Raw genomic sequence first — 16,798 nt, forward strand, 5'->3', positions numbered from 1 at the left:
AAATCCGTGAAATCCGTGCCTTAAAGATCGTGATAAAGGAGTTTTGACACACCGCCATTAAGCAAGAAAGCTATAGGTTATGAAAAAGCAATTGAATTTAATCTGCGTATTGATATTTTTCTTTGTCGGTCTGTCTTTGGTTCCGAGCATCTATTCGATGGGTAATGCTTTTGTAGACGGTTTCAAAGAAGGAATGTCACAAGCGAAAGAAGCACATGAGCAGGGAACAACATATATCAGTGCGGAAGTATTAAGTCCGCTGGCTCTTAATTTATGGCCGAAGTCTTTGGCTGCCACCTCTGATAAATTGTTCAACCAGAAGGACCAGGAGTGGTATCCGGCTTCACATATCAAGGCATTGGTCTGGGCGAAATCCAAAGATGTCGGAATAGCGAGATATGTAAGTTTCCTTGCACTGATCGGCCTGTTCTTTATTATAAAAGCAATCATCCAATTCTACAAGCTGATCAATGCGATTAACCACGAGGTGATATTCGATTGGATGAATGTGCGCCGTTTGAATCGCATCGGACGTAATCTGCTGATCTCTTTTGTGATGACACAGACCTATACGCTAATGAATTACTGGGCGGCAATCCGTCTGTTCGAACTGGAAGGTTATGAACATAATTTCTGGTGTGACTTTCAGTCGATGACGTTGATAATGGGACTGATCGCTTTATTGGTAGGCCGTATTTTCGCGATCGGCTTACAGATGAAGGAGGAACAGGAGTTGACAATTTAAAGATTTGATAATAATGAATAAGATCCAAATCATGAGCAAGCTATCTAAAAATACAAATTTAGGAGCAATAACAGGTGTGTTTCTATTCTTTTTAACCCTGATTGGTATCAATACGTTCAATGAGGCTTATATACAATTGAAACATAGTGTTGTAGACGAACATATACATGCCGTTTTATTCTATTCGTTGGAATTGGCAGTCCTTCTTTTTGTTGCTTATGGTGTTTGCAAGGTGATCAGTAATATCAATAAACGAAAGTTTTTTGTGAAGATAAATTATATGCTTTTCTATTATATGGGGGTTGCATTATTCTTTTTACCTGTATTTCATGAATTAGGAGATGCTTTGGATACAGCCCATGATTGGAAAATTATTCCTATGGAAGTTCCTGTTTGGAGTGCAATGGGGACATTCCTGCTTATCATAGCAGAAATTTTCCGTTACGGAATACGGATGAAAGAAGAACAAGACTTGACGGTCTAATAAAAGGAATGAAAATGAAATCGAAAAGTATAAGAATATTGAGCATTTTGATACTGCTTCTTTCTATGGTGGTGTTGGGTGACAGCTTTCGGGGAGGAAAAGACGGATGGAACAGTGCAGACGGTGACTTGGATAAGAAAATACATCGGGTAAATGTGTCGTTGAATCCTGCTGTCGCGTATAGTTTGCCTGATACATTGCAACTGACGGATAACCGGAAAATACCTTATCAGATAGGAAGTATTACTTTGGGAATGAAGACCGATAAGGTTTATGAGCTTTTTTCCGTCATTATAGGATTGGTTTTCACACCGGTCTTTCTGCTTCTGATTATTTGGGCGGGATTGTCTTTCTTCCGTTTTATCCGGGATGTGCAACGGCAACAGATATTTATTCGTTCGAATGTCAAGAGACTTCGTGTTATCTGCTGGATGTTGTTGTTGGCCGGGATTATGAAAAACGTGTTTGCAGGGGTGGACTACTTCCTGTTGTTAAAAGATGGCGATGTATCTTTCCCCGGCTATAAGATTGCGGGGTTCGAGTTTGAATATAGCACATTCTTTTTAGCTCTCTTGTTCGGTCTTTTTGCCGAGATATTTGCATTAGGGGTCAAATTGAAAGAAGAACAGGATCTGACGGTTTAAAGGAGGAACGGATATGGATAGGATTGTAAAATTACTGATTGCCCAGATAGGATTTGTGTTTTTGGGAATTATTTTGGGGGCTATTCTTTCGAATATGATTGTGAACGGTATTTCGGCATTGCTTATAATTTATTACCCGGATGCCCGTTCCGTATATGAAATAATAGGGACAAAGCCTTTTGCCGGACTTGCTGTTCTGGGCGTAATATTGTCTGCTATTTGTATATATTATCTGAACCGGAGTCTGAAGGTTCCGGCTTGGCAAATATCGGAGAACAGGGATGGTGAAACCGGTGATATTGTAATTAACGAATAATCAAAGGAATAAGATATGGCTATAATAGTGAATTTGGATGTGATGATGGCAAAACGAAAGATTGCACTGGGTGATTTGGCCGATCGTATCGGTATTACCGCGGCAAATCTTTCGATCTTGAAGACGGGTAAAGCCAAAGCCATACGCTTTTCTACTCTTGAAGCAATTTGTAAGGAGCTCGATTGCCAACCGGCGGATATACTCGAATTTAAGGAGGATAAATCGTAATGTTCGGGATAGGAATGACCGTGTGCTTACAATATGTAAGTGTGTTATAGTAGGTGAAGGTGAATAAAAGTTTGAATATTGTTAAATAAGCTATATATACTAACAATATGTAAGTAAAAGTTTGGTTTATTATAGAATAGTGTCTACATTTGCACCGCAATTTGAAAGTAATCTTAAAGTAATAATTATATGAAAACTTCAATTTTAAGTAAAAGTATTCTTGTTCTTGCAGTTATGTTCTTATGTAATCTTGTAATGAGCGCAGCCTCTCCCAGAGAGTACATGTATGATACGAAGGAAGAGAATGGTAAAGTCGTTTCAAAAGTCATTTTCTTGAATGACAATGGTCTTTTGAATAAAGAAGTTAAATATGAATTTTCTTACAATGAAAACGGCAAAGTGTCGGAAAAGAAGGCATATCGCTGGGATAAGAGTAAGGATGAGTGGATTCCCTATTATCTGACGACTTATTCATATAATGCAGAAACAGGGGAGATCAATACCACATACGGCATGTGGGACAAAAAGAAGAAAAACTTTAGCTTAAATGTCCAGAATATGGTTGCTCCGGCAACAAGTTATAACGACATTTTCTCATAATACCTATTTTTATAATATTTCATAGACACAACCGTAAATGGCGCGAATAACAAAAGACGTGAGTCCCTGTTATTAGCGCCATTTTCATCTTTTTACGGAAATATGTATGTTTATCTGTAAATAACGAAGAAGACGGTGAACAAGTCGAGATTTGGTTCGCCCGCGATTTGCAATCCATTTTGGGATATGCAAGATGGGAGAATTTTATTGTCGCAATCAATCGGGCAGTGGATTCTTGTAAAACGCAGGGTATCAGCCAGGAAGACCATTTTCGTGAGGTCACGAAAATGGTCGGATTAGGAAGTGGAGCCAAACGTGAAGTGCAGGATTTTATGTTAACCCGTTATGCTTGTTATCTGATTGCACAAAATGGAGATCCAAAGAAAGAAGAAATAGCTTTTGCTCAAAGTTACTTCGCTATGCAGACCAGGAAGGTGGAATTGATAGAGGAACGTCTCAATTTGCTTTCCCGTCTGGAAACCCGTGATAAATTACGGGCTGCAGAGAAACAATTGTCACAGAATATTTATGAACGGGGGGTCGATGATAAAGGATTTGCCCGGATTCGTTCGAAAGGCGATACCGCTTTGTTTGGAGGTTTTACTACGGAAGATATGAAACTGAAACTTGGAGTAAAAGCCAGTCGCCCCTTGGCCGATTTCTTACCTACGCTTACTATTGCAGCGAAAAACCTTGCAACGGAGATGACGAATTATAATGTAGCGAGTAAGGATTTATATGGTGAGCCGCCTATAACAAAAGAGCATATCCAGAATAATTTAAGTGTGCGGGAAATGTTAGGAGCAAGAGGCATTAAGCCGGAAGAATTACCTGTTGCGGAAGATATTAAGAAGCTGGAACGAAAAGTTGCGAAAGATGAAAAGTTGATCGAGAAAAACACGTTAAAGCTACCTAAATAATAGCGCTTTTCGATAGAAAGTCGCCGATCATTTTCGTGACCTCACGAAAATGATCGGCGACTTTGTTTTTTAATGCTTTAGACCATTTTCGTGACCTCACGAAAATGGTCGGCTTTTATCTCGTCTTTACTTGATGATCTTCTCGATCTCCGAAAGATTCTTTTCCACGTCTGCATCTGTTACTTCGTAGTTGGTCAGATCGCCTGCCAGATACTGGTCGTAAGCGGCCATGTCGATCAGGCCGTGACCGGAGAGGTTGAACAGGATCGTGCGCGGTTTGCCTTCGATCTTGGCCTGTTCAGCTTCGCGGATGGCGGCAGCGATAGCGTGGGAGGATTCGGGAGCCGGTATGATGCCTTCGCTCTGAGCGAACAGCGTAGCAGCTTTGAATGTTTCAAGTTGCTGGATATCTACGGCATCCATCAGCCCATCCTTTTTCAGTTGGCTGACGATGGAACCTGCACCGTGATAGCGCAGACCGCCTGCGTGGATATTGGCCGGGGCGAAGTTGTGTCCCAGGGTGAACATCGGCAGGAGCGGCGTGTAGCCGGCTTCGTCGCCGAAGTCGTACTGGAACTGTCCGCGTGTCAGTTTCGGGCACGAAGCCGGTTCTGCCGCCACGATACGGATCTCTTTTCCCTCTGTCAGTTTATGGCGCAGGAACGGGAATGCGATGCCGGAGAAGTTCGAACCGCCTCCGAAGCAAGCGATCACCACGTCCGGATATTCCCCTGCCATCTCCATCTGCTTTTCTGCTTCCAGGCCGATCACCGTCTGGTGCAGCATCACATGGTTCAGCACGCTACCCAATACATACTTGCAGTTGGGAGTCTGCATAGCCAGTTCGACAGCCTCGGAGATAGCCGTACCCAGGCTTCCCTGATAATTCGGATGCTTGGTGATGATGTCGCGGCCTGCACGTGTACTCATGCTCGGCGAGGCGATCACCTCGGCTCCGAATGTCTGCATCATAGAACGGCGATAGGGTTTCTGGTTGTAGCTGACCTTGACCATATAAACGGCCAGTTCCAATCCGAAATGTTTGGCAGCCATAGCCATCGAAGCGCCCCACTGTCCGGCGCCTGTTTCGGTCGTGATATTGGTTACGCCTTCCTTCTTGCAGAAATAAGCCTGCGGGATGGCGGAATTCAGTTTATGGGAGCCGACCGGACTGACACTTTCGTTCTTGAAATAGATGTGAGCCGGCGTGTCGAGCGCTTTTTCAAGTCCGTAAGCGCGTACCAACGGGGTCGGGCGCCAGATTTTGTACATTTCGCGAACTTCTTCCGGGATTTCGATCCAGGCATCCGTCTGGTTCATCTCCTGGTCTACCAATCCTTTGGCAAATAAAGGATAGAGATCTTCAGGGTTGAGCGGTTCCTTTGTTTTGGGGTTCAACGGAGGAAGCGGTTTATTCTCCATGTCTGCTACGATATTGTACCAGGCTGTAGGGATATCTTTCTCCTGCAGTAAAAATTTCTTACTTTCCATGATGTTGTTATGTAGTTTACATTATTGATCGATTTGGCCTCTAAGGCTTACAACTTGGAAGCAAAGTAACAAATAATATTTCGTTCTTCAAATGAAATACAGGAAAATATATATCTTTGCGGCTCACAACTCTGTTAAACAGGTAACGAACTATAAGAATGAAAAAGCTGATATTACTGCTGGCCGGCATCTGCATGCTGTTTCAGGCGACAGCGCAGAAGAAGAACTTCGCTTACAAATTCTACGGCTTTGTCCGCGGAGACCTCTTCTATAATACACGTGCCAATATGGCTCCGGTAGACGGGAATTTCTACCTGTACCCGCTGGACAAGAAGCCGGATGCGGACGGCAAGGATCTGAATGCCGGTCCCAACGGCAGTTTCTACACCTTCACTTCGCGCCTCGGCGTGGACGTGACCGGTCCGGATATCGGTGCGGCACGTTCGTCGGCGAAGATCGAAGTCGACTTCGGAGGCTTTTCTTCCAGCAACACCATGTTGCGTATCCGGCAGGCCTATGTCGTCCTGGATTGGGAAAAGAGCCAGGTCCTGATCGGGCAAACCTGGCACCCTTTGTTCGGGAGTGTCTGCCCGGATATCCTGAACCTTTCTACCGGCGCTCCTTTCCAGCCGTTCAACCGCGAACCGCAGATACGTTACCAGTACAAGGCGGGGAAAGTGAAGCTGACGGCTTCCGCCCTTTGGCAATTGCAATACCTTTCGAGCGGCCCGAACGGCATGAGCGAGGAATATATCAAGAACAGCTGCGTGCCGGAGTTCTATGTCGGAGCCGATTATGCCTCCGCCGGTGGTTGGCTGGCGGGTGGAGGCGTGCATCTGATCTCCCTGAAACCCCGTACGTCTTCCCTTTGGAATGAAAAGACGTATAAGGTGAACGAGCGCATGACGACGCTTTCCTATGAGGCCCATGTCAAATATACCGGGCGCAATTTCACTTTTGCCGCCAAGAGCCTGGTGGCTTCCTGCCTGGACCATACGGCGCTGATCGGCGGTTATGGCATCAGCTCCATCGACCCGGACAACGGCGAACAGGAATATACGCCTTTCCGCCATTCCACTTCCTGGGTCAATTTCACCTGCGGGACGAAGTGGAAAGGGCATTTCTTTGCCGGTTATACCAAGAACTTGGGAACGGCCGACGCATTGGCTTCCGCCACCAAGTACGGCATGGGATTGGATATAGACCAGATCTTCTCGACCAATGTCGCTTTCTCCTACAATCTGCCCCATTGGCAGATCGGCTTGGAATATATGCCGACGACAGCCTGGTACGGCGATACGGAGATGGCTTCCGGCAAGGTCGTGGACACGCATAGCGTCACGAACCATCGCATACTGGGGCTTGTGATGTATTACTTCTAAGGCTACGACGTTTTCGTATGCTTTTCTCACGGGTTTTCATATGGGTGAGAAAAGATTCTCATGCAGGTGAGAAAAGATTCTCAACCGGGTGGGAAAACTTTCTCATGCTGATGGGAAGACTTTCTCACTCGCATGAGAATTGTCATTCATGCCTGCCCGTCTGCTGACGGGTTTTGTAGTAATCTTAAACTTCCTTACCTTTGCAGTCTATTTGAATGGACAAAAAATGAAAAGATACTTACTGCTCCTTACAGCCCTTTGTATGGGGATGGCCGGTTATGCTCAGAAAAAGAATTTTTCTTATACCTTTTACGGACAGGTGCGTGGCGACCTGTTTTACAATTCCCGCGCCAATGCCGAGACGGTGGACGGGCTGTTCCACCTTTATCCGAAAGACAAGGACCCGGATGCCGACGGGAATGACCTGAATGCCACGGCAAACGGGAGTTTCTATTTGCTCTATTCCCGCCTGGGAGTGGACGTGAAGGGGCCGGATATCGGGAAAGCCGTGATGACAGCCAAGCTGGAGGCGGACTTCCGGGGTTCCGGCAGCAATTGGGCGGTCTTGCGTATCCGCCATGCATACGTCAATCTGGATTGGGGGAAGTCGGCGGTGCTGGTGGGACAAACCTGGCATCCGCTCTTCGGCGATGTGTCTCCGCAGATGTTGAACCTCTCGACCGGTGCGCCTTTCCAGCCGTTTAACCGCAGCCCGCAGATCCGCTACCGGTACACGTCCGGCAAGGGATTGCAGCTGACGGGGGCGGTACTTTGGCAGTTGCAGTATTTGTCTGCCGGCCCGAACGGAAAGAGCGAGGAGTATATCAAGAACAGTTGTATCCCGGAAGTCTATGTTTCGGCTGATTATAAGGCGGACGGTTTGATTGCCGGCGTCGGCATGGAAGTGCTGTCCCTGAAACCCCGCCGGCAGGCGACGGTGGACGGCCGTGTGTATAAAGTAGACGAGCGGGTCACCTCGCTCTCTTTCGAGGCGCATGCCAAATATACGGCTCCGAACTGGCTGATTGCCGGTAAGACCTTGCTGGCTTCCAATCTGACACAAGCCTCCATGTTGGGCGGGTATGCCGTTACCTCCGTCGACCCGCGTACCGGGGAACAGGAGTACACGCCTTACCGTCATTCTATGACCTGGCTGAATGTGGTCTATGGCAAGAAATGGAAGCCGGGGATCTTTGTCGGATATTTGAAGAACCTCGGGACGGGAAAGGCGATCGCCGGACCGGCATACGGCGTCGGGCTGGATGTGGACCAGCTGTTTACCACGAACCTCCAGCTCTCTTATAATCTGCCTCACTGGAAGTTGGGAGTGGAGTACAGTCCTTCTCTTGCCTGGTATGGCACAACGAATGCAAAAAACGGTAAAATAGAGGATACCCATTCGGTGACGAACCACCGCGTGCTGGGCGTCCTGATCTATATGTTCTGATGGAAAAGATATTGATTGTAGGAGCAAACGGGTTTGCCGGGCGGAGGATCCTGGATAACCTTTCGGGGAACGGGGCTTGCGAGGTGTTCGGCTGTTCCCTCCATCCGGATATCCGTCCGGAAGGGAACCATACGTTCGTCCGGCTGGACATCAACGACTATCCGGCGGTGGAGGCCTTGTTCGACCATATCTGCCCCGATGCCGTCGTCAATTGCTCGGCTCTTTCGGTCCCGGATTATTGCGAGCAGCACCACGATGAGGCGTATGCCCTTAACGTGTCGGCGGTAGAAAACCTGGCTCATTGTTGCGAGCATCAGGGGAGTCGCTTCATCCATCTGTCGACAGACTTTGTGTTTGACGGGAAGAGCGGTAGCCTTTATACGGAAGAAGACGTGCCCGCTCCGCTCAACTACTATGGCGTGACCAAGTATCAGGGAGAGCAGGCGGTAGCGAGTATTTGCCGCAACTATGCGGTTGCCCGTGTGGTTGTCGTCTACGGAAAGGCATTGCCGGGGCAGCATGGCAATGTCCTTCAACTGGTCAAGAACCGCCTGGAGGCAGGGCGGGAGATCCGCGTCGTCTCCGACCAGTACCGTACGCCGACCTGGGTGGCGGACATTGCCGACGGAGTGGAGAGGCTGGTGCATTCCGACAATTCCGGCATTTATCATATCTGTGGCCCGGAGCATCTCTCGATCGCCGAAATGGCGTACCGTGTAGCCGATTACTTCGGACTGGAACGTTCCCTGATCCGTCCCGTCACGACAGAGGAGATGCGGGAGGCAACCCCGCGTCCGCGTAATAGCGGATTGTCCATCGAAAAAGCGAAACGCGAATTAGGCTATCGCCCGCATACGCTGGAAGAGGGGCTAAGGGAAATGAGGTAAAGGGAATCTCGATTTTCTCTACGTTATTCGCCTTTGCAAAAGTCTCTTATTCCAACAGCCATTTCCAGATCGGGACGACAGTGATCTTTTTCTCCTCTTCGACAATCGTTTCTTCTTCGTCCCGCGTGATGATGAGCAGTTTATCTGCATCCAAGACTTTGGCTATTTTCAGTAGGGCGCTAATTTCACGCTTGCGTGTAGCTTCATCCTTTAGACTGTATGATACTTGTATCGCTAATTTGTGTGCCGGTATATAAAAGTCGACTTCGATATTCTGAAGGTAGAAATAAAGTTCGTCTTCGTATTTCTTTTTTAAACTGATAGCCACTATGTTTTCTAACAGAGATGTTTCCGGATCTATCAAAAATAGGTTCAGTAGGCCATTGTCGATAAAATAGTATTTCCGGTTGGAAACTTTCTCTACTAATTTGCTGGCATAGTTTTCAATAGAAAATATCAACCAGGTGGCTTGTACAAACTCCAGATAATCGATGATGGTATCTGTCGTGACTTTAACTCCTGTGGATGAAACGATGTTTGATAACCGGTTGAAGGAAGAAGGTTGTTTTACGCTTTCTGCCAACTTGCGGATCAGGACTTTCATTGCCAAATCGTTTCGGATGGAATAACGTGTTATTAAATCACCGAAAAATATTTTGTTGAATAAACTGCTTAGCCATTGGCGTTTTCCTATCTCTTCTATCAGCTCCAATTCCGGTAATCCGCCAAAGTAGAAGTAGGCAGAGAACGTACGGACTATTTCAGTACGGTTTTTGAAATACCAAACCGGTTCGACAGTTATATGATTGGCCTTTAGGTATTCCTGGAATGAAAAAGAATATACATTTTGAATGATAAACCGTCCGCCGAGTGTCGTGGCGATCTCGCTACTTAACATTTTGGCATTGCTTCCGGTTATGTACACCCTGTATTTCTGGTCTGCCAGCCGACGGCTGAACTTTTCCCAATGTTCCACAATCTGGATTTCGTCCAAAAAAAAGATAGGACGATGTGCATACAGCTCCTCGTAACAGACTTTTATAAGATCGAGGTCTTCAATAGTCAGGTTGACCAAACGATCATCTTCGAAATTGAAATACAGGATTTCTTCTATCCGATGCCCTTCTTTCAACAAATGTTGTATCTGTTGATACATCAGATAGGATTTACCGGCGCGACGGAGACCGATGAATACGTAGTTTAGCTGATCTGATAAATGAATGTTTCGTTCTATCAGCGTTATTTCGCTGACAAAATTTTGGTATTCAATGATTAGAGACTTTATTGTATTCTTGTCCATACGATTTTACCTTTTGTAATCGACAAATATAAGGCTATTTTATCGATTATAAAAGATAAAATGCCTATGACTTTATCGATTATAGAAGATAAATGTGCAAAGGATGGGGAAGATGTTTAAACGAAAAAGGGACGATCCACTGGAGACCGTCCCTTTCTTTATGGTGGAAAATGGTAAGACTTTTTATCCGATATTCTTTACCTTCAACAGATATTCGGCGATCTGCACGGCATTCAGGGCTGCGCCTTTCTTGATCTGGTCGCTCACTGTCCAGAATGTCAAGCCGTTCGGGTTCGTGATGTCCTTACGGATACGGCCCACGTAAACAGGGTCTTTTCCGGCGATGAACAACGGCATCGGGTAGTCTTTCTTTGCCGGTTCGTCTTGCAGGATAACACCTTCGGTTTCAGCGAACGCCTTGCGGGCTTCTTCTACGCTGACCGGCTGTTCGGTTTCGACCCAAGTCGCTTCGCTGTGGGCACGCATGACCGGGACACGTACACAGGTGGCGCTCACTTCGATGTCGGAGTGCATGATCTTGCGTGTTTCGTTATACATCTTCATCTCTTCCTTCGTGTAGCCGTTGTCCGTAAATACGTCTACGTGCGGAATGACGTTGTAAGCCAACTGATAAGCGAACTTCTCGACAGTCGGTTCTTCGCCTTTCAGCAGTTGTTCATATTGTTTTACCAGTTCGGCCATAGCTGTTGCGCCTGCACCGCTGGCTGCCTGGTAAGTCGATACGTGTACGCGCTTGATGTGCGACAGGCCTTCGATTGCCTTCAATGCAACGACCATCTGGATGGTGGTACAGTTCGGATTGGCAATGATACCGCGCGGACGATTGAGTGCATCTTCCGGGTTCACTTCGGGAACAACCAAAGGTACGTCGTTATCCATGCGGAATGCACTGGAATTGTCGATCATCACAGTACCATGTTTCGTAATGGTTTCTGCAAATTCGACAGAAGTACCGCCACCGGCCGAAACAAAAGCAACATCGATTCCCTTAAAGTCGTCGTTATGCTTAAGCTCCTTGACGGTAATCTGTTTACCACGGAAAGTATAAACACGTCCGGCACTGCGAGATGAGCCAAAAAGCACAAGCTCATCCATCGGGAAGTTTCTCTCGTCGAGTACGCGCAGGAATTCCTGTCCTACGGCTCCACTCACTCCAACAATTGCTACTTTCATTTTGAGCACTAATTAATTTGTTTATAAAAAAAATAGTATAACTTTACAGCGTGTATAAAAAGCACTGCGCTTCCTTCGTTACAACGCTTTGGGGTGCAAAGATATACAAATTATAAACAAAACTGTAAGGCTATGAAACAATTTATTCTTTTTCTCTTCGTATTACTTCCTTTTTGTGTGACTTCACAGGTGAATGAGACGTTTGACGGGCCGGAGATCGATTCGGCTAATCCTTGGCGTGAAGATTCAGCCGGATTCTTTGTGAAAGACGGACGGTTGCAGTTCGATGCAAGCCGAAGGGTTAAAGGCATTCATACGATCAAATTGGACATCCCTTACAATGTTGACAGCATGGAATGGATGTTTGATGTTTCTTTTTCTTATAAGCCTACAAACAATAATAATGTAAGAGTTTTTGTCTATGCTACCGGTGAACCTACAAATGTCGCTTATTTTATACAAGTGGGCCATAACGAGGGAAATGTATCTTTGTATTCATGGCCTCTTTCTTCTTCCGATTCACAAAGGGAAATAAAAGGGAGAGGTGGTATCTTAACGAAGGAGAGTAATAACATTCGCGTTAAATTGACTTTGGAGAATAATTCTAAATTGGTTTTGTATACACGTTTAGACACTGAAAGTTGTTTTCATAAAGAAGGAGAATGTAAAGTTGTCTCTTTAGGAATTAGGAAAGGTGGCGTTTTAAATTTGCAATGTAGGTATATGGCTGCATCAAAGGATAATATGATTACTTCTTTTGATAATATCATTATTTCTGACCATGTCACTTCTACTCCGCTTGAACCGGAAGAAAAGCCGGGGGCATCTGATGAAGATGTAAAAACTCTGTCTTTGCAGGATTTGGAGCAAGAGAGTGCGACAGAACTTCTGATGGTGTTCGATGATCCCGTAGATCCTGCCCAATACCAAATATCTTTATCAGAGATAGGCGATGCCGATGATGTTTATATCTCAGAAGACGAAAAGGTGCTGAAAGTTGCATGGAATGAAGCCATGTTGAAGGACAAAACCTATACTCTGTCTTATTCTGGTATATTCAACAAGTCGGGTGGTGAATGTAAAGGTGATACAACGTTTATATCTGCTTACGGAGAGGACAAACAGGAACCAGGACGTTCAGGCACGCTCTTGATTAATGAAATTATGGCTGATGCTGTTGGGCTGAAAGAGTTAGAGAAAACGGAATATATAGAACTGTATAATGCGTCGGGAAAGGAACTGTCGCTTAAAGGTTGGCAGCTTATATACGGAAAGGAAAAGCCGAAAACGATCGGAAATGTAAGCGTCCCTGCAGCAGGTTATTTAGTTTTATATCGTTCGGGTAGGGAAATAAATATTGATGACGGAGGCATAGCTGTCCCGATGGATAATTTCCCTTCACAATTGGCTAATGCAGGTAAAGAACTGCAATTATGGGATGCTTCGGGAAAAGTGGTTGACAAAGTAACCTATGCCAAAGCCACTTCCGGCAAATCCTGGGAACGTTCCGCTTCCGGCTGGCATCTCAGCGTTGATCCCCGTGGAGGAACGCCCGGCTCGGTTAATTCCTCTCCGGGTAATGAGGAAGAGCCGCCGGTGGATCCTGCCGATCCGGACGAACCCGATGTCCCGGATAATCCGGCTGATCCCGACATCCCCGTAACCGCAGATCCTGTCCAGCCCGGAGAAATCGTTATTAACGAGTTGCTCCCCGACCCGTATGCCGGAGGCAGCGAATATATCGAATTGTATAACCGTTCGGATCACCCCTTGTCCTTGTCCGCTCTCTCTGTTGCCATCCGTAAATCGGACGGGACGCTCGGCACCCGGTATCCTTTGGCCTCTGTTCCGCGCAACCTGACAGCAAAAAGCTACCTCCTCTTGACCAAGAGCCTGGAAGGCGTTGCCTCTTTCTACGATATATCCGATCCGTCCGCTTTTTGCGGGATGGCCAAACTTCCTATTCTTGCCAATACATCTTCTACTTTGGTATTATTCCGTGCTGCGGATGAAACAGTAATAGATGAAGTCGCCTATTCGTCGAAATGGCACGCTCATTCCGTCAAAAATAAAAAAGGAGTCGCCCTTGAACGCATTGATCCGGATGCCGCTACGCAAAACCCGGCAAACTGGACCTCTGCTTCCGAAACGGCAGGTTACGGCACGCCCGGTTATCGGAACTCCCAATATAAAAATGTTTCGCCTGGAGGTGCTACGGGGATAGAGCCTCCTGTCTGGATAGAAGAATCGGGCAGCTATACCGTTTCCTACCTGCTCGACCGTCCGGGATATAACTGCCGTGCCTTTGTTTTCAATACCTCCGGCCTGCGTGTCGCCGAGATAGCCAATCATGAGTTATTAGGAACGTCCGGCGAAATTACCTGGAGCGGCATTGCCAACAACGGAAGCCCGTTGCAGACAGGCGTCTATATCTTTTATGCTGAAATATATCACCCCGAAGGTACGGTGAAACGCTTTAAGAAGGCTTTCCTGATTCGGTGATAAATGGATATGATAAAGCTGTTTGTGAATAGAAATGTAATATTCTACTTATAAACAGCTTTATACCATTCTAATTGTGTGTACCAACTATTTAATGTTGGATATGCCTGCTTGGGTATGTAGGTTGATAACCCGCTGAAGTGATTAATTTTTCTCTTGTAAAAATCGTATTCTGTGTTGTACTTATGAATTATGGCTTGGTCTCTTGCTTCGGAAAAAAGGATATATTGTTCGTCTGTGCTTATTCGTTTAATAAAATCATCAAAATCAAACAAAAGGTGTTTGGAAAATCTATCATAGCATTGTATCTCTGATGTGGATAATGAGTATATAGGATTAAGTCCAACTTGGTTAATGATGTTGTGAGTTGCTGCTGCTAATTCTTCTAAATGTTCAGTGTCTACTACTGATATTGTAGCATTATTATATGGCTCTTTCTCATTATAGAATGTGTAAAATGTTTCTGCGATTTCTTTTACTTTTGGTTCATCTGAAAATAAATAAGAGATGATATCCTGATAGGGAAATCCCAAACTGTAGATTTCTGTAGGGGATGAAATTATGTATTTAGCTTTATTGCGTAATTCATATGCGCATTCGATGCCTCCCATGTAACAAGCATCAAATAGGATATAGTCGAAAAATCTATTATTAGGTAATGCCTCTGCCAATTCATAAATTTCCATACTTTTTTTGTTCTCTTCTCCAAATGAACGTAACATTTGTATATATTGAGTTGGAAGCCAAGACATGCCGTGGCTGGATAAGAGCAAACCGTAACTTTCTGATGGGTATAAGGAGATTACATCATTTATAACACTGTTCATGACTTGAGGCGAAATAGCACTTTGAATATCGTAGTCTTTTATATGATGCCTTGTTGTAACGCCATTGACTTCTTTTATTTCAAATAATTCAGGATTTTCTCCTGTTGAAGAATAATAGACGACTAAATGTCCGTTGTTGAGGTTCTTAGTCGTGACTCCTTGTATCATGCTATTTATATTGGCTTGCAAGGAAGAACCTAAATTGCTTTCTATCATATAGACCAATACTGTACGGGTAGATGGGACCTCGATTTTTTCATTCTCGGAACAACTTGTGAATCCTAAACAAAGGGTGATAAATAGAGTGATAAGTTTAAATTTCATATACTCTCAATACTAAATAATTTATTCTGCAAAGATAAGGAATTAATCTGTCCGGCGCGTGCATTTAAGTATCAAATCTGTTTATAGACATATAGATTTTGCATATCTTTGTTTTCTAATTCAGGATGTAAATCAATAAATGTCGATGAACAGAATCTATCTTGTCCTAATCAGTCTGTGTTGCGCTTTCTGTGCCCGGTCGCAGATGGTTGCCGTAAAGACGAACGTACTGTATGACGCGACCACGACTTTCAATCTCGGAGCGGAAGTGGCATTCAATAAACATCTTTCACTCGATGTTTCGGGCAATTACAATCCCTGGACTTTCCGGGACGATAAATCCCTCAAGCATTGGCTCGTGCAACCGGAGTTGCGCTACTGGCTGCACGAACGGTTCAACGGGCATTTCTTTGGCGCCCATGCCCTGTATGCCGACTATGAGGTGGCGGGCAAGTCCTTGTTGAATGTGATGAAATCCCGTTATGCCTACGACGGCAATGCTTTTGGAGGGGGACTTTCGTATGGCTACCAGCTTTATCTTTCACCTCGTTGGAACATCGAGTTTACAGCCGGAATCGGGTATGTCCGGTTTAGATACGACAAAAGCCCTTTCCCCGGAAGCCGGGATGAGTCGGGCAATTACCGCAACGACTATTTCGGACCTACCAAGTTAGGGATAAGTATCATGTATATCATTAAATAAGAGCCTTATGAGAACAATTCCGTATATCCTGCTTTTCCTTTTTGCCGCCCTGTCCGGCCATGCCCAGGAACTTCTGTCCGATTACCGGGGGATGGTGCATGTGAAGGAGAATAGTATCGAACGACAGGGAGACAACTTGGTGTTGGACCTGCAAATCGACTTGTCCGGATTGTCCGTAGGCCGTTACCAGAGCCTGGCGATCGCACCGATGCTTCGCGAAGGACGCGACTCGCTGATGCTTCAACCGATCGTCGTCAACGGGGCCAATAAGCAGAAGATGTACGAACGGAAGCTCGCTTTCGAAGGCAAAGTCGTGGCGGATGACGGGGCTTATCTGGTCGTGAAAAACCGGCCGTCCTTGCTTCGCGAAATTATCTATCGGAAAGCGGTTCCTTTCGAACCTTGGATGAAGGGCGCGGAACTCGTCTTGGTCGGCGAACTGAAAAACTATGATGGCGTTACAAAGAAGGTGTATATAAATGTCTTGACGGATAGCCTGCCCTTTTATTCCTTCTGACATCCGGGTGCGACCGTCCAAAACAATCGGATGTAGAGGATTCTTCCCGTTTCGTCCTCCCATTCATAAATAATATGTATATTTGTGGATTACATAACAAATAAAAAACAGTAACTATGAAAAAGGAAGAGTCGGATCTGAAAATCATGGAAGAGATGGAAAGAAGAGAGTTGCAGGACAGGTATATCCGTTTTGATTGGGCCATCAAGCGTCTGTTGCGCCAGAAGGCCAATCTTTGGGTGAAGACTACGACAAGATCAAGAAAGTCTACTCCATCAGCGTCCTCT

The 16,798-nt window shown here is 45.5% G+C and carries 17 protein-coding genes; 13 read left to right on the forward strand and 4 right to left on the reverse strand.

The annotated features are described in order from the left end of the window. The first annotated feature begins 79 nt into the window (after positions 1 to 79). The 7 genes from RDN79_RS17675 to dinD all read left to right on the forward strand — a co-directional run bounded on the left by RDN79_RS17675 (position 80) and on the right by dinD (position 3,937). Positions 80 to 745, forward strand: a complete 666-nt coding sequence (locus RDN79_RS17675) for a DUF2975 domain-containing protein (RefSeq protein ID WP_298548530.1) — start codon at positions 80 to 82, stop codon at positions 743 to 745. A 13-nt stretch (positions 746 to 758) separates the two neighbouring features. Further along, positions 759 to 1,229, forward strand: a complete 471-nt coding sequence (locus RDN79_RS17680; RefSeq protein WP_308573313.1) for a DUF2975 domain-containing protein — start codon at positions 759 to 761, stop codon at positions 1,227 to 1,229. 14 nt (positions 1,230 to 1,243) lie between these two features. Then, entirely contained in the window at positions 1,244 to 1,873 is a 630-nt protein-coding gene (locus RDN79_RS17685; RefSeq protein WP_298548526.1) for a DUF2975 domain-containing protein, read from the forward strand. 13 nt (positions 1,874 to 1,886) lie between these two features. Then, a complete protein-coding gene (locus tag RDN79_RS17690) occupies positions 1,887 to 2,189 on the forward strand; it encodes a hypothetical protein (protein ID WP_298548524.1) in 303 nt (100 codons plus the stop codon). Positions 2,190 to 2,204: 15 nt separating this feature from the next. Continuing rightward, positions 2,205 to 2,417: a helix-turn-helix transcriptional regulator gene (locus tag RDN79_RS17695; RefSeq protein ID WP_298548522.1), complete on the forward strand. Its 213-nt coding sequence runs from the start codon at positions 2,205 to 2,207 to the stop codon at positions 2,415 to 2,417. 189 nt (positions 2,418 to 2,606) lie between these two features. Continuing rightward, on the forward strand, positions 2,607 to 3,017 hold the full coding sequence (locus RDN79_RS17700; protein ID WP_298548521.1) for a DUF3836 domain-containing protein: 411 nt from the start codon (positions 2,607 to 2,609) through the stop codon (positions 3,015 to 3,017). A gap of 86 nt (positions 3,018 to 3,103) precedes the next feature. Further along, complete coding sequence (gene dinD, locus RDN79_RS17705) at positions 3,104 to 3,937, forward strand: DNA damage-inducible protein D (protein ID WP_374044529.1); 834 nt, start codon at positions 3,104 to 3,106, stop codon at positions 3,935 to 3,937. A gap of 126 nt (positions 3,938 to 4,063) precedes the next feature. Here the strand turns inward: dinD and RDN79_RS17710 are convergent, their stop codons facing one another. After that, positions 4,064 to 5,428 carry a TrpB-like pyridoxal phosphate-dependent enzyme gene (locus tag RDN79_RS17710; protein ID WP_298548519.1) on the reverse strand — a complete coding sequence of 455 codons (1,365 nt, stop codon included), beginning with the start codon at positions 5,426 to 5,428 and terminating at the stop codon, positions 4,064 to 4,066. A gap of 158 nt (positions 5,429 to 5,586) precedes the next feature. Here RDN79_RS17710 and RDN79_RS17715 point away from each other — a divergent pair, with 158 nt between their 5' ends. The 3 genes from RDN79_RS17715 to rfbD all read left to right on the forward strand — a co-directional run bounded on the left by RDN79_RS17715 (position 5,587) and on the right by rfbD (position 9,144). Further along, a complete protein-coding gene (locus RDN79_RS17715) occupies positions 5,587 to 6,810 on the forward strand; it encodes a DcaP family trimeric outer membrane transporter (RefSeq protein ID WP_298548517.1) in 1,224 nt (407 codons plus the stop codon). A gap of 226 nt (positions 6,811 to 7,036) precedes the next feature. Continuing rightward, positions 7,037 to 8,257 (forward strand): DcaP family trimeric outer membrane transporter, encoded by a 1,221-nt coding sequence (locus RDN79_RS17720; RefSeq protein WP_298548515.1) that lies wholly within the window; start codon positions 7,037 to 7,039, stop codon positions 8,255 to 8,257. Further along, on the forward strand, positions 8,257 to 9,144 hold the full coding sequence (gene rfbD, locus RDN79_RS17725; protein WP_298548513.1) for a dTDP-4-dehydrorhamnose reductase: 888 nt from the start codon (positions 8,257 to 8,259) through the stop codon (positions 9,142 to 9,144). Before RDN79_RS17720 ends, rfbD begins: the two co-directional genes overlap by 1 nt. A gap of 46 nt (positions 9,145 to 9,190) precedes the next feature. Here rfbD and RDN79_RS17730 read toward each other — a convergent pair whose 3' ends face one another. Together RDN79_RS17730 and RDN79_RS17735 are read right to left on the reverse strand one after the other, a co-directional pair. Continuing rightward, positions 9,191 to 10,444: an ATP-binding protein gene (locus RDN79_RS17730; protein WP_298548512.1), complete on the reverse strand. Its 1,254-nt coding sequence runs from the start codon at positions 10,442 to 10,444 to the stop codon at positions 9,191 to 9,193. Positions 10,445 to 10,627: 183 nt separating this feature from the next. Further along, positions 10,628 to 11,638: an aspartate-semialdehyde dehydrogenase gene (locus tag RDN79_RS17735; protein ID WP_298548510.1), complete on the reverse strand. Its 1,011-nt coding sequence runs from the start codon at positions 11,636 to 11,638 to the stop codon at positions 10,628 to 10,630. Between the two features lie 132 nt (positions 11,639 to 11,770). On the opposite strand from RDN79_RS17735, the gene RDN79_RS17740 reads away from it, so the two are divergent. Further along, positions 11,771 to 14,140 (forward strand): lamin tail domain-containing protein, encoded by a 2,370-nt coding sequence (locus RDN79_RS17740; protein ID WP_298548507.1) that lies wholly within the window; start codon positions 11,771 to 11,773, stop codon positions 14,138 to 14,140. A gap of 44 nt (positions 14,141 to 14,184) precedes the next feature. Here the strand turns inward: RDN79_RS17740 and RDN79_RS17745 are convergent, their stop codons facing one another. Further along, positions 14,185 to 15,291 (reverse strand): clostripain-related cysteine peptidase, encoded by a 1,107-nt coding sequence (locus tag RDN79_RS17745; protein ID WP_308573316.1) that lies wholly within the window; start codon positions 15,289 to 15,291, stop codon positions 14,185 to 14,187. 145 nt (positions 15,292 to 15,436) lie between these two features. Between RDN79_RS17745 and RDN79_RS17750 the strand changes: the two genes are divergently transcribed. Together RDN79_RS17750 and RDN79_RS17755 are read left to right on the forward strand one after the other, a co-directional pair. Further along, positions 15,437 to 15,994, forward strand: a complete 558-nt coding sequence (locus tag RDN79_RS17750) for a DUF3575 domain-containing protein (RefSeq protein ID WP_298548504.1) — start codon at positions 15,437 to 15,439, stop codon at positions 15,992 to 15,994. 7 nt (positions 15,995 to 16,001) lie between these two features. Next, positions 16,002 to 16,511 carry a DUF3868 domain-containing protein gene (locus tag RDN79_RS17755; RefSeq protein ID WP_298548503.1) on the forward strand — a complete coding sequence of 170 codons (510 nt, stop codon included), beginning with the start codon at positions 16,002 to 16,004 and terminating at the stop codon, positions 16,509 to 16,511. The last annotated feature ends 287 nt before the right edge of the window (positions 16,512 to 16,798 follow it).

This window comes from uncultured Parabacteroides sp. (genome assembly GCF_902493135.1).
Lineage (GTDB): Bacteria > Bacteroidota > Bacteroidia > Bacteroidales > Tannerellaceae > Parabacteroides.